The following is a 24,840-nucleotide window of genomic DNA, read 5'->3' on the forward strand; positions in this document are numbered from 1 at the left end:
CCTTTGATCCTTTGCAACTATGAACCTTTGAACCTTTGAACCTTAAGAAGAAAAAATGAACTACAGAAAACTAGGAAAAACCGACTTTAATATATCTGAAATCTCTCTTGGCACCTGGCAAGTGGGAGGAAAATGGGGATCTGCTTTTGATAATAAAACAGCAGACGAACTTTTGAATACCGCAATTGACAATGGTGTAAATTTTATCGACACTGCCGATGTCTATGAAAATGGATTGAGCGAAACTGCCGTTGGACGTGTTGTGCGCTCCCGATCTGAGCGTATTTATGTGGCTACAAAATGCGGCCGTCACATCAATCCGCATGTAAGTGAAGGTTATCAGCCAAAAGTGCTTCAGAAATACGTGGAAGACAGTTTAAAAAGAATGAATTTAGAAACACTGGATCTGATTCAGTTACACTGCCCTCCTACTGAAGTTTTTTACAGACCCGAAATTTTCGAACTGTTTGATCGCCTAAAAGATCAGGGGAAAATTTTGAATCTTGGTGTAAGTGTCGAAAAAGTGGAAGAAGCGTTAAAAGCAATTGAATATTCGAATGTCACTACGGTTCAGATTATTTTTAATTTGTTTCGTCAGCGTCCTTCTCAATTATTTTTCTCTGAAGCCAGAAAAAAAGATATCGGAATTATTGCGAGAGTTCCTTTAGCAAGCGGACTCTTAACGGGTAAATTTGATGCAAAAACTACTTTTGAACTACAGGATCATCGTAATTTTAATCGTAACGGAGATGCTTTTGATAAAGGCGAAACTTTTTCAGGTATCGACTATAATTTAGGATTAGAAGCTGTTGAAAAATTAAAAGCATTATTTCCGGAAACAACCAACCTTGCTCCTATTGCCTTGCAGTGGATTTTGAGTTTTCAGGATATCAGCTGTATTATTCCGGGAGCTTCAAATGCAGGTCATGTAATGTCGAATTTATCTGTGTTTGATTTACCAAAATTAACGCCAGAGAAAATTTCAGCCATGAATGCCATTTACGAAGAATACATAAAACCGTCAGTTCACCACTTATGGTAGTTTTTTTTTTGAGGGTTCTAAGATACTAAGTTGCTACGATTCTAAGATTTCAGCTGAAAAAACTTAGTACCTTAGAACCTCAGAAACTTAGCAACTTAAATAAATGCTTAAAAAGTCCAAATTTAAAGAATGGTTCGATCGTTACAAGTATGCTGAACTGGCAAGTACGAGTGCTGCACTTACTGCATCTCTTTTTAGTAATATTTATAGCGGTTTAACTACAGCGTATATTATTACTTTTTCAGAATATCTGGCTTTTTATAGTGTCATTTTTATTTCTTCCTATAAAAAAATGGCGCGCCAAAATACACTTCTGAACAAAGAAACGTCTTCTAAAGAAATTCTGTTATTGCTTAAAAATTTAGTTCTGGAATTCGGTTATCCTGCTTTTTTAGACTTTTTAGTGATTCGCCCTTTTTGCATGTATTGGATGCCTATTATATTTGGGAATTATTTTTTCGGAATTATTTTCGGCAAAATATCAGCCGATTTATGCTTCTATTTTTTTACGATTGTAAATTATGAGCTTATAAAAAAGAAGTAAAACTACTGCTCAAATTCAATTTTAAATTCGGCACCTTTATTTTTCCCTTTACTGCTTGCAGTCAGCTTACCTTTATTTCTTTCAATAATTTTCTTGCACAAATACAATCCAATTCCGGTTGAAGATTCATTGGCGGTCCCCAATCGGCTCATTTTAGTGAATTTCTTAAACAATTCATCAATCTGATCTTTATCAAAACCAATACCTTTATCTGAAACTGTCATTACCAATTTTGAATTTTCACTATAAATTCTGGCTTTAATCTCACTATCAAAATAAGAAAACTTTATAGCATTACTAATCAGGTTCACCAAAACCTGGGTGAGCAAACCTTCATCAATTTTAAGTTTAGCTTCGACCGTTTCTAAACTTAAGCTTAGTTTAATGTTTTTATCGATCAAACGCTGTTCGACCTGTTCATTTATGAAAGGCAAAATGGTAGGGAAAGAGATTACTTTAAATTCCTGATTCATTTTTACCACCTGATCCTGCTCATTCAGTAATTTAATAAAATTCTCGATATATCGGAATTGCAAATTGGTAGATTCACAAATTAATTCAGCCAGATGCTTTATGGATTCTGATGGATTTTCAGTTAAAATTAATTTTGCCAAACCTTGCGGATTTCCGGCAAAATTTTTCAAATCATGCGAAAGCATATAAATCAAATCTTGTTTTTCATTTATAAAACTTTCAGATTCATATATAGATTCCTGAATATTACACATTAATAAACCAGCCTCATCAGTATATTCTGTTGGCAAAATAGAGAGTTTTCTATCATTCCGATAATCATCTAATGATTTCGAAGCTATTGAAATAGGTTTTATTAATTGATTTAAAAACAACAGCGTTATTGCAGTTGCCAGCAAGGTCATGAATAACGCAAAAATCAAAATAGATGTCGGCGAAATATTATCAGAGAAATAGAGTACAAAAAATAAAATCCCAATTAAAGGAATATGGATACCTATAAAAGCAACAAACAGGAATTTGAACGCATAACTTTTTTTCAGGAAGCTAATTTGTGAAAGATTGTGATACAAATTCATAAAAATATAACAATACTATTAATTAAAAATGTAGCATTTGGGGATATTACTAAAAACAAAGTTAACTTTTAAACTGAATTAAACTAATAAATTGAAGAATTTGATAAAATATTTTGAAAATTAAATTTATAAAAGTTTACAAACCCTTATTTTTGCGCTATGGGAAGAAAAAATACAGACAAAGTTGTCTTTCATCAAATCCAGGTATTAGATGCCGGAGCAAAAGGAGTATCAGTTGCTAAGGCACCTGACGGAAAAGTAATCTTTATTCCGAATGTAGTTCCTGGTGATGTAGTTGACGTACAAACATTCAAAAAAAGAAAAGCCTATTACGAAGGTAAAGCCGTAAAATTTCACGAATTTTCAGAACATCGTATTGAACCAATCTGCGATCATTTTGGGGTTTGTGGAGGATGCAAATGGCAAAATATGAAATACAGCCAACAGTTGTATTACAAACAAAATGAAGTAAAAAATCACCTACAGCGTATTGGAAAAGTTGAACTTCCTGAATTCGAAACTATTTTGGGTTCAGAAAAACAGTTTTTTTACAGAAATAAAATGGAATTTTCGTTTTCTAACAGCCGTTGGTTAACAGAGAAAGAAATTGGAAGCACGGAAGATTTAGGAAACAGAAATGCGTTAGGTTTCCATATTCCTAAAATGTGGGATAAAATTCTGGACATTCAAAAATGTTACTTACAAGAAGATCCTTCAAACGCCATCAGAAATGAAATTAGAGATTTTGCAAACGAGCATAATTTAGCTTTTTTCAATCCGAGAGAACAATCAGGTTTACTAAGAACTTTCATGATTCGTACTGCTTCAACTGGTGAAATCATGGTTTTGATTCAGTTTTTCGAAAATGACAAGAAAAACCGTGAGTTAATCCTGGATCATTTATACGAGAAATTTCCACAAATTACTTCATTGCAATATGTTGTAAATGCGAAACAAAACGATACGATTTACGATCAGGACATTAAGTTATATAAAGGACGAGATTATATCTTGGAAGAAATGGAAGGTTTAAAATTCAGCATCAATGCTAAATCATTTTACCAGACGAATTCTGACCAAGCGTACGAATTATATAAAATAACACGTGATTTCGCCGGTCTTACAGGTGACGAAACCGTTTACGATTTATATACCGGAACAGGTACAATTGCGCAATTCGTTTCTAAAAAAGCTAAAAAAGTAATTGGCGTAGAAAGTGTTCCTGAAGCTATTTTAGACGCTAAAGCAAATGCCGAACGCAATAACATTACTAATTGTGAGTTTTTTGTTGGAGATATGAAAGTTGTTTTCAACGAAAGTTTTATCGCACAGCATGGCAAACCAGATGTTATTATTACAGATCCGCCAAGAGATGGTATGCATGCAGCAGTTATTGACCAAATTCTAAAAATTGCTCCTAAAAAAGTCGTTTATGTAAGTTGCAACTCAGCTACACAGGCCCGTGATTTAGCTTTAATGGATGAAAAATATAAAGTTACACGCGTTAGACCGGTTGATATGTTTCCACAGACACATCATGTTGAAAATGTTGTACTTTTAGAACTTCGTTAATAAAATTATAGATGAAAAAAATAATTTCTCTTTTATTAGTCTTCACTTTTGGTTTATCAAGTTGTGAGAAAGATGATATCTGTGATGCAAATACGCCTACAACGCCGAGATTAGTTATTACCTTTTACGATGTTAATAATCCATCGTTACTTAAAAATGTTACCAATTTAAAAGTTGTTGGCGAAGGAATGACAGAAGGAATTATTTTTAACGAAAATGGTACTGAAACCACTAAGTATTTAGCAAATGGCAGCACTATTTCTATTCCCTTGAAAACAGATGCAGATGTCACTACTTTTACTTTTGAACTGGATTCAGGAAATGAAAATCCAGCTGCGATAAACAAAGATGCAATGACATTTTATTATACACGTCAAAACGTGTATGTTTCAAGAGCGTGCGGTTTTAAAACTATCTTTGATTTAAATCCGGTCTCAACATCTCCACCTATAACAGTGCCTTTTGTTAGGACGGATACTGATTCTAAAGGACTTTGGATGCAACAAGTTTTTGTAAAAAATTATAACGTCGAATTTGAAAATGAAACACACATTGAAGTATATTTTTAGTATTTGCTTATTGTTTTCAATGTTTTTGGGTCATACTCAGGAAACGTCAACTACAACAGTAACAAAAGAAATTGTTCCCGTAAAACCAAAAACTGAAGCAAAACCAGCTATTCAGGAAACTAAAACGGATACCGTTCCTCCAAAAACGGATCGTTATGGTTTGCGTGTAGGTGTCGATTTGTATAAACTGACTCGTGGTTTTTATGATAAAGATTATAAAGGAATTGAATTTGTAGGAGATTTTCGTCTGACAAAAAAATATTATCTGGCAGCTGAACTAGGTTTTGAAGACAAAACTACAGATGATGACCGATTGAATTCGACTGCAACAGGAACCTACATAAAAGGTGGTTTTGATTATAATACATACCAAAACTGGCTCGACATGGAAAATCTTATTACAATAGGTTTACGTGGTGGTTTTAGTACTTTTAGCCAGCAATTAAACAGTTATAAAATTTACAATCCAAATCCGTATTGGGGCGAACAGCCTCCAATTGTTGATGGCAAAAAGTATGATGGCCTTACAGCAGGATGGTTTGAAGTCGCAATGGGATTAAAAGCAAAAGTTTTTAATAATATTTTTGTTGGTTTTGGTGTGCAGCTAAAATTGTTACTAGCCAATTCTAAACCTGACGGCTTTGACAATCTTTATATACCGGGCTTCAACCGAACTTATGATGGTAGCTTCGGAATTGGTTTTAACTACACTGTTTCATACTTTATTCCACTTTATAAGAAAAAAGTAAAAATTCCGGAAACTAAAACAGAAACTCCTAAAAAGTAATTTTATATAAAATAATAAGCCCCGAATTCATAGTTCGGGGCTTATTATTTTAAGATAATTGAAATTCAACCGCAGCTTTAGAATGAATCAGTGTAGTATCAAAAACTGGCACAGAAACATCTTCAGGTAAAATTATCAGCGGAATTTCAGTACATCCTAAGATAATTCCTTCGGCTCCATTTTCTATTAGTTTGTTCGCAATTTGCAAGTATCTTTTTTTAGTAGATTCGGTTACAAGGCCTTTGCCTAATTCTTCAAAAATTGTGGTGTGAATAAAATCCTTATCTTCCTGACTTTCCGGAATAATAGCTTCGATTCCCTGAGCCAGAAGTTTATCTTTGAAAAAATCAAGCTCCATTGTGAATTTTGTTCCCAACAAACCGACTTTTTTCAAATCTTGTTTTTCGATTTCTGAAGCCGTTGCCGTGGCGATATGAATAAGTGGCAAATCAATTGCTTCTTCGAGTTTATCGGCAATAAAATGCATCGTATTGGCACACAAAACAATAGCCTCTGCTCCACCCGATTTTAGAAATTCACATCCTTTTAGAAGCATTTTAAATGTCGAATCCCAATCGTTGGCTTCGTTATTCTTTTTTATATCGGCATAATTGAACGAGTAGAGTAAACATTCGGAGAAGTTAAGATCTCCCATCTTTTCATTGATACCCTGATTTATAAGTTTGTAATAATCTGCTGTAGAAACCCAGCTAATACCGCCTATAAGTCCAATTTTCCTCATAAAAAAGTTTTTTTTACCTGTTGGGTAGAGTTACTAAAAATTTTAAATCGCTAATATCTTAAATATTTTTTCACGCAGATTCAAAAAGATTTAAGCAGATGCAAATAGATAATTATCTAAATTTTAATCTGCACAAATCTGCCAAATATGCGTGAAATAAAATCTTTGCATGGTCTTAAAAGAAACTACACAACTGGATAATTATAAATTATCCGATTTCTCTAATTCCTTTTAGAAAAATCCATTTCATGAAAAGCTTTTCGCCATCTTTGGTTTTTACCGCCTGAAATTTAGGCGCAATCAGTGTTGCCACGATAAAAGCCGTCATCGGAATCCAAAGTCCGCTCAATTGTGTATAAGTCGCTACCAAATATCTACCTAAAATAAATAGAATCGCGAAACATCCTAATTGATATAAAAAACCTCTTACTTGTAGTTTTGTCATTGTTTTCTTTTTAAAGGTTCAGAGTTGCAAAGGTTCAAAGGCACAAAGGTTTTACCTTTCTATCTTTAAAACTTTAACTTTCTAAACTATTTATTTTGCAGTTCAAAGTGACAAAGTTTTTTCCTTTGAACCTTTGAACCTATGTACCTATGTGCCTATGTACCTATTCAGAAACCTGAAATTTCGTTCTCTTGCTTCCCTCGTACATTTCGTATTTTACCAAACGTGCTTCTAAACTTGCGTTGAAAAGTTTGATTTTTCTTGAAGGTTTTAAACCTACAAATTTCAGTGCTTCAAGGTTTGCAGTGATAAACCAGGCGTTAGTTCCCGGATAGCTTTTCTTTAAAGTATCTCCGATATTTTTATAGAATTCTTCCATGTGAATATCCAAACGCTCATCATACGGTGGATTGAAAACCATATGAAGTTTACCTTCAACAGCTTTTTCAGTATCAAAAAAGTTATCTTCTGAAATGGTAACATAATCTTCCAAATTAGCATTTCTGATATTGTCTTTGGCTTTGTTTACAGCACTTGGCGCTTTGTCAAAACCTTTAATTGTATAATGAAATTCCTTTGTTTTTTTCATCAGGCTGTTTACGATCTGATCAAATAAATCATTATCCCAGTCTTTCCATTTTTCGAAAGCAAATTCTTTTCTATTGATATTTGCCGGAATATTACAAGCGATCATCGCCGCTTCCGCCAAAAAAGTTCCGGATCCGCACATTGGATCTAAAAAATGACTTTGACCTTCCCAACCTGATAAAAGCAAAATTCCTGCCGCCAAAACTTCGTTGATTGGTGCAATATTCGTCGCGGTTCTGTAACCACGTTGGTGCAATGAATTCCCTGAAGTATCCAAAGCTACAGAAACCTGATCTTTATCGATGTGAATGTTGATTCTTAAATCCGGGAAAGCTTTATCAATGCTCGGACGCTGACCTGTTCTTTCTCTAAACTGATCCACAATTGCATCTTTACATTTTTGAGAAACAAATTCAGAGTGATTAAAATAAGTCGAATGCACTGTTGCATCAATTACAAAAGTTTGATTGGCATTTAAAAGTTTAGACCAGTTTACACCTGAAATTCCTTTGTATAACGCCTGCTCGTTGTTTGCCCTGAACGAATAAATTGGCTTTAAAACTTTAAGCGCAGTTCTCAACGATAAATTGGCTTTGTACATAAAACCCTTATCGCCTTTAAAGCTAACCATTCGCACTCCTTTTTCGACATCCTGAGCACCAAGATCACGTAATTCTTTCTCTAATATTTCTTCGAAACCAAAAAAACATTTGGCAATCATTCTAAAATTTTCTTCCATCTTTATTTTTGTTTAAAAAAACAACTCCAATCGCAGACGCACATAACAATGATTATATAGGTATCCTCGCGAAATAGTTATTTTTCGGCAAAAATACACTAAATTTGCGGTACTTTGAATTAATTGAAATAGAATAAATGTCTGAAGCACCTAACTCATCAACACCAAATCAGGAACGTAACACCGAAAACTGGTTCACATCATGGTTTGATACTCCGTATTATCACATTCTTTATAAAGACCGAAATTACCGAGAGGCTCAGATTTTCATGGATAATCTTACCCATTATCTAAATCTTCCTGAAAAGGCAAAAGTATTGGATTTGGCTTGCGGAAAAGGTCGTCATTCTATCTATTTAAACCAACTTGGCTTTGATGTTTTAGGAGCCGATTTATCTGAAAACAGCATCGCCGAAGCCAGCAAAAACAGTAACGAAAACCTGCATTTTAAAGTGCACGATATGCGCGAACCTTTTGAGGAAAAATTTGATGCGATTTTTAATTTGTTTACTAGTTTTGGTTATTTCGAAAGCGATGATGATAATCTGACAACCTTAAAAGCAATCAAAGAAAGTTTATCTGAATATGGTTTTGCGGTAATTGATTTTATGAACGTGAATCAGGTAATTGAAACTTTGGTTCCTGAAGAGGTAAAAACAGTTGATGATATTGATTTTAAAATCAAACGATACGTTGAAGACGGTCATATTTTTAAGGAAATAGATTTTGAAGATAATGGTCATCAATATCATTTTACCGAAAAAGTAAAAGCCTTAACACTAAAGGACTTTGAAGAATTAATGGCCGAAGCCGGAATTTTTCTCCTGGATATTTTTGGAGATTATAAACTCAAAAAATTCCATAAAACCGAAAGCGAACGATTAATCATGATTTTTAAATAAATTGGTGAGTCGTTTAATTGTTTAACCGTTTAATTGCTAAACAAAAAAACAATTAACCGATGAAACAAATCAACGATTAAACAATAAAGAATGAATTACTTACTACCCTTATTTTCTGTACTTTTAGGTTATGCTGTGGCTTTATTTATAAAACCAAATAACAAAACCAATCTAAAATTATTGCTTGCATTTAGCGGTTCATTTTTATTATCATTAACCGTAATGCATTTATTACCAGAAGTTTACGAATCACACAATCATAATATTGGTTTATTCATCATGGTCGGGATTTTATTCCAGATTATTCTTGAATTTTTCTCTAAAGGTGCAGAACACGGACACGTTCACGGGCACGCGCAAATGACGCAGATTCCGTGGTTGTTGTTTATCAGTTTATGCATTCATGCCTTTTTAGAAGGTTTCCCCGTAAGTCATCATCACGATTTAGCGGTCGGAATTGCGATTCATCATTTGCCAATTGCCGTGATTTTAACCACGTTTTTCATCAATGCCAATCTCAACAAAAAAGCCATTTTTGCTTTCATGCTAACTTTCGCACTTATGACGCCGCTTGGCACAATTGCATCTGAATATTTACCACTTTTAAACGAATATTACACTGAAATAACAGCAGTCGTAATCGGAATTTTATTTCATATTTCATCAACTATTATTTTCGAAAGCAGTGAAGGGCACAAATTCAATGTTGCCAAAGTTTCCATGATAGTTCTTGGTATTCTATTGGCATTCCTATTATAATTAGGGCGTGCCCATATTTACAAAAGGCGCTATTTAACAATCCGCTTACAAGCGCCTTTCGCAAATCCGGTCGGGCTATCCACACTACTTCGGTAGTCAGCTCCTATCCCTCACGCAAAAACACAAAAGAAAGTTAGGTACTTCCATTTTCATAATTCAATTTTCCAATTATCTAATTTTCTAATTGACTAATTATTAACTTCTTTTTCTTTCAAAACATTATTAAAGATACAAAAACAGAGATCTTAACAATCTTCTGCAATTATTTTAGTCTATCCATTTATTTTTAATATTTTAACAAAAATAATATTTGAGTTCTTTCAAAAAAGGTTCTGAAAATTGTAATAAAAAAGATTAATTTTGCCCCCGATCAATTATTCGAAAAATGATATTTACCAAAACCACTGAAGAAGTCTCAAAATACGAACATTTAGAAAACATGTCTGTTCATGAACTGCTTATCAATATCAACCAGGAAGATAAAACTGTTCCGTATGCTGTTGAAAAAGCGTTACCGCAAATTGAAGCATTAATTGCACAAATTGTTGCAAAATTAAAATTGGGCGGGCGACTGTTTTATATTGGAGCAGGAACTTCAGGCCGTTTGGGTATTGTGGATGCATCGGAATGTCCTCCTACTTTTGGAGTTCCTTTTGATTTGGTAAACGGAATTATCGCTGGCGGAGACAGTGCAATTCGTCGTGCTGTTGAAAATGCGGAGGATGATGACAAACAAGCCTGGATTGATTTGCAGTCACACAATATTGGTAAAAATGACGCTGTAATTGGAATTGCGGCTTCAGGAACTACGCCATATGTTATTGGTGGTTTAGAAACCTGTAATGAAAATAATATTGTTACAGGTTGTATTACCTGTAATGCAGGAAGTCCATTAGCTTTAACGGCACAATTTCCTATTGAGGTGGTTGTCGGTCCTGAATTTATTACCGGAAGTTCAAGAATGAAGGCCGGAACTGCTCAAAAATTAGTTTTGAACATGATTTCGACTGCTGCTATGATTCAACTTGGAAAAGTGAAAGGAAACAAAATGGTAGACATGCAGCTGACTAACACTAAATTAGTTGATCGAGGCGTAAAAATGATTATGGGAGAAATTCCGGTTTCGTATGAAACAGCGTCTGATCTATTAAAAAAATATGGCAGTGTTAGAAAAGCTGTTAACAATTACGCAAAGTAAAAAGTTTTCTGTGAAATGTAAACTGTTGCAAGATTGAAAAATTTAAGTTTCTAAAAACCTGAAACTAAAAGAACTTGAAACTTGAAACTTTTTTCAAAACAAAAATTTAAAAATGGCCACAAATAAAGAACTTTTAGGAAAAGGAATTAAATATTTAAGCGGATCGCTTCCGCTTTTATTTATTGGTCCTTCGTTGATTTATAACGCTTTTATGAATCAGCATACCAATTGGCATTATTTGGTTTTAGGAATTGGAATTGTAGCTTGCTTAAGTGCTATGTTTTTAATTTTTTACGGATTGAAAATCATTATGAAAGGTTTGTTTAATGACTAATTTCTTAAATGTCTTGACAAACCTAACAGGTTTTAAAAACCCGTTAGGTTTAACTCTTCAAACTTTAATTTCTTATTAAATAAATTACATGGAAAGTCTAATTCACATTCAGAAAACCTTCGAGAAAGTCATATATATTGACAAAAAAATAAACAATCGGGAGTTTGAAGATTGTGTCTTTAAAAACTGTGATTTCTCTAACAGCAATTTTGCTTACAATACCTTTTTAGACTGCGAATTTATCGACTGTAATTTGTCGATGACCAGTTTATTGGGAACGAATTTAAAAAATGTCTCTTTCAAAAACTGCAAGCTTTTAGGAATTGCTTTTAACGAATGTGATGATTTTTTATTTCAGGTTTATTTTGAAGAAACGGCTTTAGATTATGCCATTTTCTCCAACAAAAAAATGCCAAAAACCAAATTCATTAATTGCTCTGTAAGAGATGTAACTTTTATTGGAACGAACTTAACTAGTTCGGTTTTTGATAATTGCAATTTAGAAGGTGCTATTTTTAATGATACACAACTTGCAGCTGTAGATTTTAGAACAGCTTACAATTATAAAATTGATCCTGAATTTAACCCGATGAGAAAAGCGCAATTTTCGAATCAGGGAATTGTAGGGCTTTTAGATAAATATGATATTAAAATTGTTTAAAAGAACGCCACGAATTACACGAATTTCCACGAATTAAAGTTTTACCATTTTGTATCGAAATATAATATTAGTGAAAATTTGTGAAATTCGTGGCTAAAAAAAATGTAAGCATGGAAGCAACGGAATCCTATTTAGAAAGCGTAAAAAAACAATTTTTATATTATAAAATGTTGGGAGAAAAAGCGATGGATCAATTAGAACCGGAGCAGCTTTTTGTCGCAATAAACGAAGACACCAACAGTATTGCTACAATAATCAAACATATTTCGGGCAATATGCTTTCGCGCTGGACAGACTTCCTTACTTCTGACGGTGAAAAAGAATGGCGTAATCGTGATGCCGAATTCGAAAACGATTTACAATCAAAAGAAGAAGTTTTAATTACCTGGAATAAAGGCTGGGAATGTTTTCTTGCTACCTTGAATAGTTTGAAACCAGAACAGCTTTCAGATATTATTTATATTAGAAATGAAGGACATACGGTTATTGAAGCTATCAATCGCCAATTAGCACATTATCCATATCATGTTGGTCAGATTGTTTTTTATGCGAAACAATTGAAAAATGGCAATTGGGATAGTTTATCGATTCCGAAGAATAAATCCGGAAATTACAATGCTGAAAAGTTTGCCAAAGAAAAAGAAATCAAGAACTTTACCGATGATGAGCTAAAAAGATTTTAGATTTTAGATTTTAGATTTTAGATTTTAGATTTTAGACTTGAGATTTCAGATTTTCACATCTAACTTTTCACATCTAACTTTTTACCTCATAGGCAGGAATCAGCTCCTAAATAATAACCTAAATTTAAAAATGAAAAAAATTATATTCCTTTTACCGTTAATCACATTATTTTCATGTTATAACGCGGAACACAATTGCAAAGATTTTAAAACTGGTAAATTCAAATTTGAGTTTGAGGTAAATGGCGTTAAAAAAACGACTTTTTTTGAACGAAAAGATAATATCGAAATTGAAACTTTTGATGGTAAAACTGACACCTCAACAGTACGCTGGGTAAGTGATTGCGAATATGTTTTGCAGAAAAAACATCCAAAGAATATGGCTGAGGAAAAAGCAATCAGCATGAAAATCTTAACGACTTCGAAAGATTCTTATACGTTTGAATTTGGGATGGTGGGATCTGAGGAAAAACAACGCGGAAAGGTTTTTAAAATTGAATAAACAAACCACTAATTCTGCTACAAAGGCACAAAGGCGCAAAATTTTAATATCTTAGTGTCTTTGTGCCTTTGTGGCAAAACGCAAATCTAACATAATGAAAAACACGATATCACATAGAGTTGCCGACTTTTTAAAGGACTTCCCTCCTTTTAGCTTTTTACACAAGATGGATTTAGAAAAACTATCAGAACAAATTTCGATTATTTATAAAGATAAAGACGCTGTGATTTTTGCCGAAAACGAAAAAACGCACGATTCTTTTTATGTCGTGCATAAAGGTGCGGTTGCACTTAAAAAAAGTTCTAAAAACAATGTGTTGGACATGTGCGACGAAGGTGATATTTTTGGATTGCGTCCGCTTTTGGCACAGGAAAACTACATTATGGAGGCTGTAGCGCATGAAGAGAGCATTTTATATGCGATTCCGATTACGGATTTTAAGCCTTATGCTCTTGAGAACAGAACTGTCGGTAATTTTTTAATTGAAAGTTATGCTTCCAACACCCGAAATCCGTATTCTGACATTCATAAAGACAAATTGTATGGCGATGATCTGGTGCATGATACAATGCATTCAGATACTAATTCATTTGATTTAGCTCCGATAAAATATTCGAAAAAAATTGTCACTTGTTCGCCATCGACCACGGCGCGTGATGTTGCCAAAATCATGAATAAGAAAAAGGTTGGAGCTATTTTGATTGTCGATGAAATGCTTCCGATTGGAATTATTACCGATAAAGATTTACGCAACAAAATTGTAACCGGCGATTATTCGATCATGACGACTGCCGAGACGATTATGACGAAACCGGTTATTACCTACCCAAAGAAAATGACCGTTACAGAGGCTCAGATGGCGATGATGAAAAGCAACATCAGTTATTTGTGCCTGACAAAAGACGGAACGGTTAATACAAAAGCGGTTGGAATTTTATCGAAGCATGATGTGATGGTTGCCTTAGGAAATAATCCTGCAGTTTTGATAAAAGCTTTAAAAAGAGCAAAAAAAATCAAAGAAATTAAGCCAATCCGAAACCGAATCATGCAGCTGCTTCAGGGGTATTTAGATCAAAACATTCCGATGACATTGATTTCTAAGATCATAACGGAGTTAAATGAAGCCTGCACGACGCGAGTTATCGAAATGTGTATCGAAAAAATGAGTAGCCCACCACCTGTAAAATTTGCGTGGTTAGCCTTAGGAAGCCAAGGAAGAAGCGAACAAATGCTGCATACAGATCAGGATAACGCGATTGTTTATGAAAATGTTTCAGAAGTTTTTAGAGACGAGACCAAAATATATTTTTTAAAATTTGCCGGTCTTGTCAATAAAGGGCTTTTTGAAATTGGATATGATTATTGCCCTGCCGAAATGATGGCTTCGAACCCAAAATGGTGTATGAGTCTTGACGACTGGAAAAATCAGGTTCATTATTGGATTACAAATCCGGGGAAAAATGAAGTTTTATTGTCTTTTATATTTTTCGATTACAGTGTAACTTACGGTGATACGGCAATTGCCAGTCAATTATCTGATTCTATTTTTGAAAATGTAAAAGCAAATCCGATTTTTTATGTGCATTTAGTTAGCGGTGCATTACAAAGTCCGTCACCGACTGGCTTTTTCAGACAATTTTTAGTAGAACAGGATGGTGCAAACAAAGACAATTTTGATATTAAGCGAAGAGCTTTAATGCCTTTGACAGATGCTGCGCGTGTTTTGATTTTATCACACTCGGTTAAATCTATCAGTAATACAGCAGAACGTTTTGAAAAATTGGCGCAATTAGAACCTCAAAACAGTGAGTTATATTTGTCATGCTCCTATTCGTTTAAAGCTTTGTTGAAATTCAGAACCAAACAAGGACTTTTACATCATGATTCGGGGCAATTTATAGCGTTGGAATCTTTATCTAAAATGGAAAAAATAAAACTCAAACGAACTTTTAAAACCATTAAGGAACTTCAGGAATTGATTAGTGTGAGATTTAATGTTTCAAATGTCGTATAGTTATGAGCCTACTTAATTTTTGGAAGAAAGAAGAGAATCTGTTCGATGAAAATGTTACGATTGAAGAAACCCGTTTTGTAGTCTTAGATACCGAAACTACAGGTTTTGATTATGAGAATGACCGAATTTTATGCATCGGCGCGCTTGTTTTACAAAACGGAATTATCTCTGTTCAGAATAGTTTTGAAGTTTATGTACAACAAGATCATTATGATAAATCGACAGCACAGATTCATGGTATTTTGAAAGATTTTGTCTTAAAACGCCCCAGTGAATTGGAAGCTTTGCAACAGTTTCTTGCTTATTTGGAAGATTCAGTTATTATCGCGCATCATACTATTTTTGATGTTACGATGATTAATAGAGCTTTAGAAAGAAATGGTTTGCCTCAACTTACAAATCCCAGATTAGACACTGCTATTTTGTATAAAAAGACTTTAATTAAGTCCCATTTATTTGAGCGAAAAGACCATTACACTCTTGATGATCTTGCGGATAAATTTGATATTTCTAAAAAAGACAGGCACACTGCTTTGGGTGATGCGTATATTACTGCGATTGCCTTTTTAAAGATTGTCAAGAAATTGAAAGAGAAAAGAGAAACCAATTTGAATTCTTTGTTTAAATAAAAAAATCCTGACTTCGAGAAGTCAGGATTTTTTTTATTTCGTTTTTAATCCTCAATAAACAATCGATAAGGAAATACATTTGAAGATCTGTTTTTTAAATTTTTCATAAAACTATCACATAAATAATCCCACTCGGAAACAGATAAATATCTTTTTTCTTCCTTGTTGATCGTTAAATATATATCTACTGTTCGACTAAATCCGGCTTTTACCGAAATCTCTTTCCGGGTTCCTTTTTCTATTCTGATATCTGTAATACAGCTTTTAAAATGATTAAAACCAAATGCCTTGATATCGGCAAAAGTTACAATTCTGCCTCTTGTCAATAGAGCATTGCGGTAAGCCAAAATTCGGTCTTTGTTATTTTGTTTGTTTAAACCTCCTACAGTATTTGTCATTAATATTGCCGTCTTACTTACAAAAAACAAATCTTTACAATCTAAAACTGTTCCCGCTTTTATATCATTTCCTTCTTCTGCAAGAGTTGACCAATAATTTATTTTAAACTTTTTTCCTTCCGAACCATCAACTTTGGGCCTAATCATGAGGTAGGGATCGTTAATTTTAGAAAAACTATTTTCTTTCGCTTGTTGCTCAACAGAAGCCAGCAATTGGTTCATTTTTTTCAACGCACTATCTGTGAAATCTTTCCCTATACCAGAAAAAGCAGAGCTTTCATCCTTTAAAACATCTAAAACATTTTGAAGGAGTTCTGATGCACTTCTGGAATCAAATCTGGAAACGCCCGTTATCCTTAAAACTGCACTTCCCTCTTCCAAGACCCCTTCTTTAAATTCTTTTATTTCATAATGATTGTGAAACGGATCAACAACAGACTCTACATCGAGATAAATATCATTTCCTGTTTCTAAGGCTACGTATGATAAAAAAGTTCCAAATGCTTTTTCTGTAGAATGTTTTCTCTTATTAATTACAGGAAAACAATTTGTTGTAAAAGAAACATTCTCTATAATTTGCGGAACCAATGATTCAGGAAAAATCAATTTTATCCAAATAATATTTTTTCCATTATTTTTAGTAAGTTCATTAAAATGAATATACTCATTACTATATTCATCAATTGATTTATGTTTTAATATTCCTTTTAGCGTATAAAAATTATCAAAGTAATATTCGTTTACTTCCTGCATAATTTCACTCAGCTGTGTATAATTTCGATTAATAATATTTTCAATATCAAGATTATTAACCTGAATATTGTAACCTTCTTCAACTTTGATTTCAATATTGTTATACATGCACTTCATTTGCTTCAGGTAATATTGAAACATTTCTTTTTGGTGTGTATTTTTAATATCTATGTAAAGCATCAAATCTTCTATTTCAAAAACATTTGAATCGCTCAATTCTATACCCAAAACAATTTCACCCGCGGGTAGAATATTGATGTAATTCCTGATAGAATCCTTATAAAAAAGATTCGATATCTCAAATAAATTTCTTTCAAAGGCAATATACTTAACCTCACAGGCAGATAATTTTACTTCAAGAGTTGGTGAAAGGACAATTTCTTTCATTATTGGTTCCAGAGGATTATAAATATTATGGATCCTTCTTTCTGCCTGCATTTGATTTTGCAACGAAATTTTAATATTGTTTTCAATTGGCATTGCGTGCATTATTGCCCTGGTAGGCTTTGCTCCCGAAGCAGTTTGCGGAAACATAATCTCTAAAACTCTTTCGACGACACGTGTTTTGGAATCTTCCAATTCATGTGCTACTTTTTCTAGTTCATAAGACAATGCATTTAGCATCATCGAAACAACGGGATCAAAGGTTGTCTCCATCTCTACGGGGCGCCTCCTGGGTACATCGGGTATGCCGAAGGTGGGCTGCTCGTGAACAAGATCAGACAAAAACCTTATTCTATTGTTTTATTTGATGAAATCGAAAAAGCACATCCTTCTGTTTTTGATGTTTTTCTTCAGATTATGGATGAAGGAAAATTGCATGACAGACTAGGAAAAGAAGGCGATTTTGCGAATGCCATTATCCTTTTCACTTCAAATATCGGAGCTGATCATATTGTCGAGACTTTCAACAAAGGTCAGATTCCAACATCATCATCCCTCATGGAAATTATGGGGAATTATTTCAGACCAGAATTCTTAGGACGATTAACCGAGATTGTACCTTTTGCCCCTATCTCTAAAGAAAACGCCTTGAAAATATTTGAGATCCATCTTAAAAAAGAGTTCATGGATTTGTTGAACAATATCAATATTGAAGTTGAAATCCCTATGGAAGCCAAACTTTATCTGGCTGAAAACGGGTACAATGCAAAATATGGTGCAAGACCTATTAAGAGTATTATCAGGAGCCATTTGCGAAGACCTTTGGCGAAAAAAATAATTTCCGGAGAAGTAAAAGATGGCGACAAAATCATGGTGATTATTGAAAATGGAGAAGTAAAATGGATTAAGAAAGAATTAGAAATTCATGACTAAATCAACAATTTGGAAATAAAAAAAGCGCTAAAATAATCTTAGCGCTTTTAATTTTTATTCTAAAACCAATCCAATTTGGCCATCATCATCGAGTTCTGTTTCTACAGAGTCATCATCTGAAAACTCTGGCGTTTCCGGAATTTCTTCAACGGACTCTTCGTAAGGCAGGGGATCTAACAAATTCACTTGTTTCAGTTTATCTGTAGTTAATTGATTACCTAATGCTTTAAAACCTTTTACGGCTATAAAGTCTTCGACATCTATATGTAAATCTTCTTTTTGAACCCCTTTTACTTTAGCAAAAACCAGTTGTGCAACCGGACGATAATCTGTTGATACGATTTCTAATTGCGAATTTGGATGTTCCGTAATAAAACTTTCTTCTTTGCCTTCGTTTTCAACAAGGAAGCGTTTTAAATAATAACGCTCTTTTTCTCCATCATAATAAATCGCAGAAATTGGTTTCTTCGGATTCCATTTTTCCAAAACGATCATATCTTCATCAAAGTGAGTCGATAATTCCGGAATTATAACTTTCAGTTTACCGCTTTGGTTTATGATTAAGATTTTATCACTTGGTTTAAATTCTCCTAATAATTCTCCTCTTGCATCAACATTTAAACGTTTTACTGTATCGTCAAACCAAACTTTTCTTGGCAATAATGTAGAAATTCCTTTCTCTTTTAATTCAATTTTCTTGATTGGATATTTAGTTACCAAATTTCCTTTTGAAGCACGTCCTTTAATTGCTAATTTAGCAAAATCAATATCGAACTTCAATTTCTTGATTGTTCCAATCTGACGTAATAAAATTGTAATTACCTCTGCTTCTCCATTCGGATTATGAGAAAAATAAACCACTTGCGAACCTGAAGTTTCATTGGTCAGATCATATGGTTTGTCGCGCGTAACGCCCGAAACATTGAAACGTTTAATATAAGAAGGCCCTGATTTTCCATCACGATAAATCATGTTGTAAATCGTTCGCTTATCGCTCTTGTCAAAAATAGCAACGTGAATAATGTCTTTTCCGACAAATGTTTTGGCATCGACTTTGGTTACCAGCATTTTTCCGTCACGCAAGAACACGATTACATCATCAATATCCGAACAATCCGTTACGTATTCGTCTTTTTTCAAACTTGTACCAACAAAACCTTCTTCGCGATTTACGTACAGTTTTGTATTTCTTAAAACTACTTTTGTAGCCTCAACATTATCAAAAACACGAAGCTCTGTCTGACGTTCGCGGCCTTTTCCGTACTTCTCTTTTAATTTCGCAAAATAAGCAATCGCAAAATCTGTCAAATGCTCCAGATTATGCTCTACTTCTTTCATTTCGTCTTCTAACTTGGCGATAAAATCATCGGCTTTATCAGAGTCAAAACGAGTGATACGAATCATCGGAATCTGAGTCAATCTTTGTAAATCATCGTCAGTAATATCTCTGACAAATGATTTTTTGAAAGGTTCAAAACGATCGTATAAATATTTATAAAGTGATTCTCTGTCAGAATATAATTTGAAATCAATGTACATTTCTTCACGAATGAAGATTTTCTCTAAAGTAGAGAAATGCCATTTATTTTTTAATTCTTCTAATTGAATTTCTAATTCCTGACGAAGCAAATCTACCGTTCTGTGCGTTGAAATTTTCAACATTTCAGAAACACCAATAAATAACGGCTTATTGTCTTCAATAACACAACCTAAAGGCGCTACTGAAGTTTCGCACGCTGTAAAAGCAAATAAAGCATCAATCGTTTTATCCGGAGAAACTCCTGGGAAAAGATGAATTAAAATCTCTACATCAGCAGCTGTATTATCTTCAATTTTCTTGATTTTGATTTTGCCTTTGTCATTGGCTTTCAAAATACTGTCAATCAAAGTCGTTGTATTGGTCGAAAACGGAATTTGCGTAATTACCAAAGTGTTTTTATCTAACTGAGCGATTTTAGCACGCACGCGGACACGTCCGCCACGCAATCCGTCATTATAATTTGACACATCGGCAATACCCTGCGTCATGAAATCTGGATATAATGTAAACGGTTTTCCTTTTAAAATCTTGATCGAAGCGTCGATTAATTCATTGAAGTTGTGAGGTAAAACTTTCGTTGAAAGTCCAACCGCAATCCCTTCTGCTCCTTGTGCCAAAAGCAATGGGAATTTTACCGGAAGATTGTTTGGCTCAGCACGACGACCATCATATGAAACACCCCAATCTGTAATTTTTGGAGAATATAAAACCTCTAGAGCAAACTTAGATAAACGTGCCTCAATATAACGAGAAGCCGCAGCCCCGTCGCCTGTTAAGATATTTCCCCAGTTTCCCTGGCAGTCAATCAATAAATCTTTTTGACCAATTTGTACCATGGCGTCACCAATACTCGCATCTCCGTGTGGGTGATACTGCATGGTGTGACCTACAACATTGGCTACTTTATTATAACGACCATCATCCAACTCTTTCAAAGAGTGCATGATACGACGCTGAACCGGTTTGAATCCGTCTTCGATCGCCGGAACTGCACGTTCCAGAATTACATACGAAGCATAATCCAAAAACCAGTCTTTGTACATACCGGTTACTTTCGTGATTACGTCATCGCCTTCTTCTTCCTGATTTTCGTAGAAATGCTGTCCTTCAAAATGTTTAGCATCTACGTTGATTATTTCTTCAGAATCTTCTCCGTCCTGATTTTCATCAAGCTGATTTTCATCTGAATTATTCTCGTCGTCGTTTGGAATTATGTTATCGTCTTCTTCGTCTTTCATTTTTATGCTGAATTATTTCAGTATTTTATGATTTAATTTTTATTCTAAAATCCCTTTATTTTTAAAGAATTTTTCTTCTTTATCTACATCTTTATCTTCTATAAAAAGTTTAATTCCAAACTTCTTGAATAATGCCTGCATATCACAATAACAATATTTTTGAAATCCATCTAGATTAGATGAATTTCTTGAACTTGAACACTCCAGACAAAACTCGTTATAGCCAATGATTCTGTTTTTATTATCACGAAATAAAATCATATGTCTCGGATTATAACACGCGGATGTAATTTGTTCCAAAGTACAAGTATCAGATATTATTAGATTTAAAAGTTCTTTCTCTTGAATCTTATTAAGTACAACTCTTTCCTGAATCATTGTACTATCAAAAGTTAATTTGTAATTATCAACTAATACTTTATAACTCTGTGATTCTCCTTTATATTTCGTGTCCCAAACTACTCTATTGTAATAAGAAATCAGTTCAATTTTAGAAAATCTCTTTACTGGAAAATCTCTTTTATGGATTACTTTGCTAAATGTTTTTCCTACCTCATTCTTTTTACAAGAAACTAAAAGTAAGATTGCAATAAAAAAAATTATTTTCCTCATAGATTATATTCTTCTAAACCTCCTCAATAGCATCCAACTCCACCTTCAAATTCTTAATAATAAATTCTTGTCTGTCCGGCGTATTTTTTCCCATATAAAAAGACAACAGCTGCTCAATTGAAGTATTTTTATCCATCATAATTGGATCAAGACGGATAGTTTCTCCAATAAAATTCTTGAACTCATCTGGCGAAATCTCTCCTAAACCTTTAAATCGGGTGATCTCTGGTTTTGGTTTTAGTTTTTCGATCGCGTCTCTTCTTTCTTCTTCAGAATAACAATAAATAGTTTCTTTTTTATTTCGAACCCTGAAAAGCGGCGTTTGTAAAATATACAAATGCCCTTCTTTGATTAACTCTGGAAAAAATTGCAAGAAGAAAGTAATCAACAACAAACGAATGTGCATTCCGTCGACATCGGCATCGGTTGCGATTACGATGTTGTTGTATCTTAATTTTTCCAGTCCATCTTCGATATCTAAAGCGGCTTGAAGCAAATTAAATTCTTCATTTTCATACACAATTTTCTTCGTCATTCCGTACGAGTTCAAAGGCTTACCACGCAAACTAAAAACGGCTTGTGTGTTTACGTCACGCGACTTTGTAATCGATCCGGAAGCCGAATCTCCCTCGGTAATAAAAAGTGTACTCTCCAAGTTTCTTGGATTCTTAGTATCCGGAAGATGCGCACGGCAATCTCTTAATTTTTTATTGTGAAGATTGGCTTTTTTAGCACGATCTGTCGCCAGTTTTCTAATTCCTGATAACTCTTTACGCTCTCTTTCGGCCTGTAGAATTTTTCGTAATAAAGCTTCTGCAGTCTGCGGATTCTTATGTAAATAATTATCTAGTTTATTTTTTACAAAATCATTTACAAAAGTACGAACTGAAACTGCTGGTGTTCCATCATCAGAACCCATATCGGTTGAACCTAATTTTGTTTTGGTCTGAGACTCAAAAACAGGTTCCATAACTTTAATACTAATCGCACTTACAATCGATTTACGGACGTCTGATGCTTCAAAATTTTTATTGTAAAACTCACGAATGGTTTTTACAAGCGCTTCTCTGTAAGCTGCTAAGTGCGTCCCTCCCTGTGTTGTATTCTGACCATTTACAAAAGAGTGATATTCTTCGCTGTATTGTGTTTTACTATGTGTTAAAGCGATTTCAATATCGTGATCTTTCAAGTGAATGATTGGATATTCTAAATCTTCTTCGCTGATGGTTTCTTCTAATAAATCACGAAGACCATTTTCAGAAATATATTTTTCTCCATTGAAAATAATCGTCAAACCATTGTTTAGGTAACAATAGTTTTTAACCATTTTAATGACATATTCCATACGGAATTTGTAATTTTTGAAAATCGTTTCGTCTGGCGTAAAAGTTACTTTTGTTCCTTTTCGCTTTGTTGTTTCGATTACATCTTCTTCTAAAACCAAATTTCCAGCCGAAAATTCTGCTGCTTTTTGTTTATCATCACGAACTGATTCTACACGAAAATAATTTGACAAAGCATTTACTGCTTTTGTTCCGACCCCGTTCAAACCAACAGATTTCTGGAAAGCTTTAGAATCGTACTTTCCACCCGTGTTCATTTTCGAAACTACATCAACTACTTTCCCTAACGGAATTCCACGCCCGTAATCACGAACCGAAACCGTTTTGTCTTTGATAGTCACTTCAATAGTTTTTCCTGAGCCCATTACGAACTCATCAATACAGTTGTCTAAAACCTCTTTTAAAAGAATATAAATACCGTCATCCGGCGAAGATCCATCTCCCAATTTCCCGATGTACATTCCGGGACGCATACGAATATGTTCCTTCCAATCGAGTGATCGGATATTATCTTCGTTATATTGATTTTGCTCTAGCATAAAATGAATTGGATTTTTGGCTAATGTACCATTTCTACGTAAAAAATAAAAGCGTATTTCTTTTTTGTTACGAATAATAACAGCTTTGAATTCTATTTAAATTGAATTTAAAAAATTACAAGCTTTAAAAGTAAAAAAAAACAGTTCTAAATCAAAAAATTACGACTTGATTCCGAGTACTTCTTTGGCCAAAGCAATCATTTCGGGCGTTCCCGTATTTTTATTTTTTTCGTCAGAAAGTTTTACAACACCCTGCCAATGTGTATTATCAGGTTTTGTATCGGTTAATTTAATCACCATATTCATGGATGGAAGACCAACATCATTGGTGAAATTAGTTCCTATACCAAAAGACATTTTGATTTTATCATTACAGAAATTGGCTATCGTTTTTACCTTATCAAAATTAAGCGAATCTGAGAAAACAATAACTTTTGATTTTGGATCAATTCCCATTTTTATATAATGATTGATTACTTTTTGCGCAAACTCTATCGGATCGCCGCTATCATGTCGCACACCATCAAAAAGTTTGGAGTATTTTTTATCAAACTGGTTGAAAAATATATCGGTTGTATAAGTGTCTGTAAGTGCAATTCCGAGATCGCCACCATACACTTGTGTCCAGTGTTCCAAACTCATTAAATTGGCCATTTTAAAGCCGTATTGCGCAGCATGAAACATAAACCATTCGTGTGCGTGTGTACCCAAAGGACGTTTGTTATTGACCATTGCAAAATGCACATTGCTCGTTCCCATGAAACTTTGAGAACCATATTCAGTTAAGGTTTCGTTGACTAAAACATGTACATCATAAGAATGACGGCGTCTGGTTCCGAATTCTAAAACAGAAACTCCTAGCGTATTGTAATTGTCAATTTTATTTTTGGTCAGGTCTCTTATTGCCTCATCATTTAAACGAATCAAATGATTTGTCTTGTAAAATAACTCCGAAATTAAAGCCATCAAAGGCACTTCCCACAAAATAGTGCGGTACCAAAAACCTTCAATAATAACTTTTATTTCAGAACCTTCCTGCGTAATTTTAACTTCGGACGGATCATAACTATAGCCTTGCAGAAAATCTAAATAAGTGGGATCGAGATAAGGACAATGGTGTGATAGGTAGTTCTTTTCGTCTTTGGTCAACCGAAGATCAGCCATTGCGTCAACCGATTTTCTAAGTAAGTCTGAAAATCCGGGCGGAAAAACATGTTGTCCCCGATTAATAAAAGCATAACGAACTTTAGCTTTTGGAAAAAGCCTGATTACAGCATGCTGCATCGTAAATTTATAGAAATCATTATCCAAAATTGACTTCAAAAAAGTTGTCTCCAT

Annotated in this window: 23 protein-coding genes and 1 pseudogene; 15 read left to right on the forward strand and 9 right to left on the reverse strand. The window is 33.9% G+C overall.

Annotated elements, in window-relative coordinates; genetic code table 11:
• The first annotated feature begins 55 nt into the window (after positions 1-55).
• Complete coding sequence (locus J2X17_RS07130; protein ID WP_310296045.1) at positions 56-1,042, forward strand: aldo/keto reductase; 987 nt, start codon at positions 56-58, stop codon at positions 1,040-1,042.
• 103 nt (positions 1,043-1,145) lie between these two features.
• Complete coding sequence (locus J2X17_RS07135) at positions 1,146-1,586, forward strand: hypothetical protein (RefSeq protein WP_310296047.1); 441 nt, start codon at positions 1,146-1,148, stop codon at positions 1,584-1,586.
• 2 nt (positions 1,587-1,588) lie between these two features.
• Here the strand turns inward: J2X17_RS07135 and J2X17_RS07140 are convergent, their stop codons facing one another.
• On the reverse strand, positions 1,589-2,638 hold the full coding sequence (locus J2X17_RS07140; protein ID WP_310296049.1) for a sensor histidine kinase: 1,050 nt from the start codon (positions 2,636-2,638) through the stop codon (positions 1,589-1,591).
• 159 nt (positions 2,639-2,797) lie between these two features.
• Here J2X17_RS07140 and rlmD point away from each other — a divergent pair, with 159 nt between their 5' ends.
• Genes rlmD through J2X17_RS07155 form a run of 3 tightly spaced genes read left to right on the forward strand, consistent with a single transcriptional unit; the run spans position 2,798 to position 5,566 of the window.
• The gene (rlmD, locus tag J2X17_RS07145) at positions 2,798-4,210 is read left to right on the forward strand and encodes a 23S rRNA (uracil(1939)-C(5))-methyltransferase RlmD (RefSeq protein ID WP_310296051.1); all 1,413 of its coding nucleotides are present in this window, start codon (positions 2,798-2,800) and stop codon (positions 4,208-4,210) included.
• A gap of 11 nt (positions 4,211-4,221) precedes the next feature.
• The gene (locus J2X17_RS07150; RefSeq protein ID WP_310296052.1) at positions 4,222-4,779 is read left to right on the forward strand and encodes a DUF6452 family protein; all 558 of its coding nucleotides are present in this window, start codon (positions 4,222-4,224) and stop codon (positions 4,777-4,779) included.
• Entirely contained in the window at positions 4,751-5,566 is an 816-nt protein-coding gene (locus tag J2X17_RS07155; protein ID WP_310296053.1) for a DUF6048 family protein, read from the forward strand. The genes J2X17_RS07150 and J2X17_RS07155 overlap by 29 nt, the downstream gene beginning before the upstream one ends.
• A gap of 49 nt (positions 5,567-5,615) precedes the next feature.
• Here J2X17_RS07155 and J2X17_RS07160 read toward each other — a convergent pair whose 3' ends face one another.
• The 3 genes from J2X17_RS07160 to J2X17_RS07170 all read right to left on the reverse strand — a co-directional run bounded on the left by J2X17_RS07160 (position 5,616) and on the right by J2X17_RS07170 (position 8,080).
• Positions 5,616-6,308, reverse strand: a complete 693-nt coding sequence (locus tag J2X17_RS07160; RefSeq protein WP_310296055.1) for an aspartate/glutamate racemase family protein — start codon at positions 6,306-6,308, stop codon at positions 5,616-5,618.
• 208 nt (positions 6,309-6,516) lie between these two features.
• Entirely contained in the window at positions 6,517-6,753 is a 237-nt protein-coding gene (locus J2X17_RS07165; RefSeq protein ID WP_310296057.1) for a hypothetical protein, read from the reverse strand.
• 163 nt (positions 6,754-6,916) lie between these two features.
• Positions 6,917-8,080, reverse strand: a complete 1,164-nt coding sequence (locus J2X17_RS07170; RefSeq protein WP_310296059.1) for a THUMP domain-containing class I SAM-dependent RNA methyltransferase — start codon at positions 8,078-8,080, stop codon at positions 6,917-6,919.
• 137 nt (positions 8,081-8,217) lie between these two features.
• Here J2X17_RS07170 and J2X17_RS07175 point away from each other — a divergent pair, with 137 nt between their 5' ends.
• From J2X17_RS07175 to J2X17_RS07215, 9 genes are all read left to right on the forward strand, one after another.
• Positions 8,218-8,982: a class I SAM-dependent methyltransferase gene (locus J2X17_RS07175; RefSeq protein ID WP_310296061.1), complete on the forward strand. Its 765-nt coding sequence runs from the start codon at positions 8,218-8,220 to the stop codon at positions 8,980-8,982.
• A gap of 90 nt (positions 8,983-9,072) precedes the next feature.
• Positions 9,073-9,741, forward strand: a complete 669-nt coding sequence (locus J2X17_RS07180; RefSeq protein ID WP_310296062.1) for a ZIP family metal transporter — start codon at positions 9,073-9,075, stop codon at positions 9,739-9,741.
• A gap of 385 nt (positions 9,742-10,126) precedes the next feature.
• Positions 10,127-10,939, forward strand: coding sequence for an N-acetylmuramic acid 6-phosphate etherase (gene murQ, locus J2X17_RS07185; protein WP_310296064.1), 813 nt, complete (start codon positions 10,127-10,129; stop codon positions 10,937-10,939).
• A gap of 112 nt (positions 10,940-11,051) precedes the next feature.
• The gene (locus J2X17_RS07190; protein ID WP_017498392.1) at positions 11,052-11,273 is read left to right on the forward strand and encodes a DUF6095 family protein; all 222 of its coding nucleotides are present in this window, start codon (positions 11,052-11,054) and stop codon (positions 11,271-11,273) included.
• An 88-nt stretch (positions 11,274-11,361) separates the two neighbouring features.
• Positions 11,362-11,934: a pentapeptide repeat-containing protein gene (locus tag J2X17_RS07195; RefSeq protein ID WP_310296070.1), complete on the forward strand. Its 573-nt coding sequence runs from the start codon at positions 11,362-11,364 to the stop codon at positions 11,932-11,934.
• A 110-nt stretch (positions 11,935-12,044) separates the two neighbouring features.
• Complete coding sequence (locus J2X17_RS07200) at positions 12,045-12,617, forward strand: DUF1572 family protein (RefSeq protein WP_310296072.1); 573 nt, start codon at positions 12,045-12,047, stop codon at positions 12,615-12,617.
• 130 nt (positions 12,618-12,747) lie between these two features.
• A complete protein-coding gene (locus tag J2X17_RS07205; RefSeq protein WP_310296073.1) occupies positions 12,748-13,119 on the forward strand; it encodes a DNA topoisomerase IV in 372 nt (123 codons plus the stop codon).
• A gap of 94 nt (positions 13,120-13,213) precedes the next feature.
• Positions 13,214-15,133, forward strand: coding sequence for a DUF294 nucleotidyltransferase-like domain-containing protein (locus J2X17_RS07210; RefSeq protein WP_310296075.1), 1,920 nt, complete (start codon positions 13,214-13,216; stop codon positions 15,131-15,133).
• Between the two features lie 2 nt (positions 15,134-15,135).
• Entirely contained in the window at positions 15,136-15,762 is a 627-nt protein-coding gene (locus J2X17_RS07215) for a 3'-5' exonuclease (RefSeq protein ID WP_310296077.1), read from the forward strand.
• A gap of 44 nt (positions 15,763-15,806) precedes the next feature.
• Here J2X17_RS07215 and J2X17_RS07220 read toward each other — a convergent pair whose 3' ends face one another.
• The gene (locus J2X17_RS07220; RefSeq protein WP_310296078.1) at positions 15,807-17,570 is read right to left on the reverse strand and encodes a type VI secretion system baseplate subunit TssF; all 1,764 of its coding nucleotides are present in this window, start codon (positions 17,568-17,570) and stop codon (positions 15,807-15,809) included.
• On the opposite strand from J2X17_RS07220, the pseudogene J2X17_RS07225 reads away from it, so the two are divergent.
• Positions 17,571-18,230 (forward strand): annotated as a pseudogene (locus tag J2X17_RS07225) (AAA family ATPase); the annotation flags it as partial.
• Positions 18,231-18,284: 54 nt separating this feature from the next.
• On the opposite strand, the gene J2X17_RS07230 reads toward J2X17_RS07225, so the two are convergent.
• From J2X17_RS07230 to pncB, 4 genes are all read right to left on the reverse strand, one after another.
• Entirely contained in the window at positions 18,285-21,008 is a 2,724-nt protein-coding gene (locus J2X17_RS07230; protein ID WP_310296079.1) for a DNA gyrase/topoisomerase IV subunit A, read from the reverse strand.
• 39 nt (positions 21,009-21,047) lie between these two features.
• Positions 21,048-21,620: a hypothetical protein gene (locus tag J2X17_RS07235; RefSeq protein WP_310296080.1), complete on the reverse strand. Its 573-nt coding sequence runs from the start codon at positions 21,618-21,620 to the stop codon at positions 21,048-21,050.
• Positions 21,621-21,633: 13 nt separating this feature from the next.
• Entirely contained in the window at positions 21,634-23,502 is a 1,869-nt protein-coding gene (locus J2X17_RS07240; RefSeq protein WP_310296082.1) for a DNA topoisomerase IV subunit B, read from the reverse strand.
• Positions 23,503-23,661: 159 nt separating this feature from the next.
• The gene (gene pncB / locus J2X17_RS07245; RefSeq protein WP_310296084.1) at positions 23,662-24,840 is read right to left on the reverse strand and encodes a nicotinate phosphoribosyltransferase; all 1,179 of its coding nucleotides are present in this window, start codon (positions 24,838-24,840) and stop codon (positions 23,662-23,664) included.

Source organism: Flavobacterium aquidurense, assembly GCF_031458035.1.
GTDB lineage: Bacteria > Bacteroidota > Bacteroidia > Flavobacteriales > Flavobacteriaceae > Flavobacterium > Flavobacterium aquidurense_C.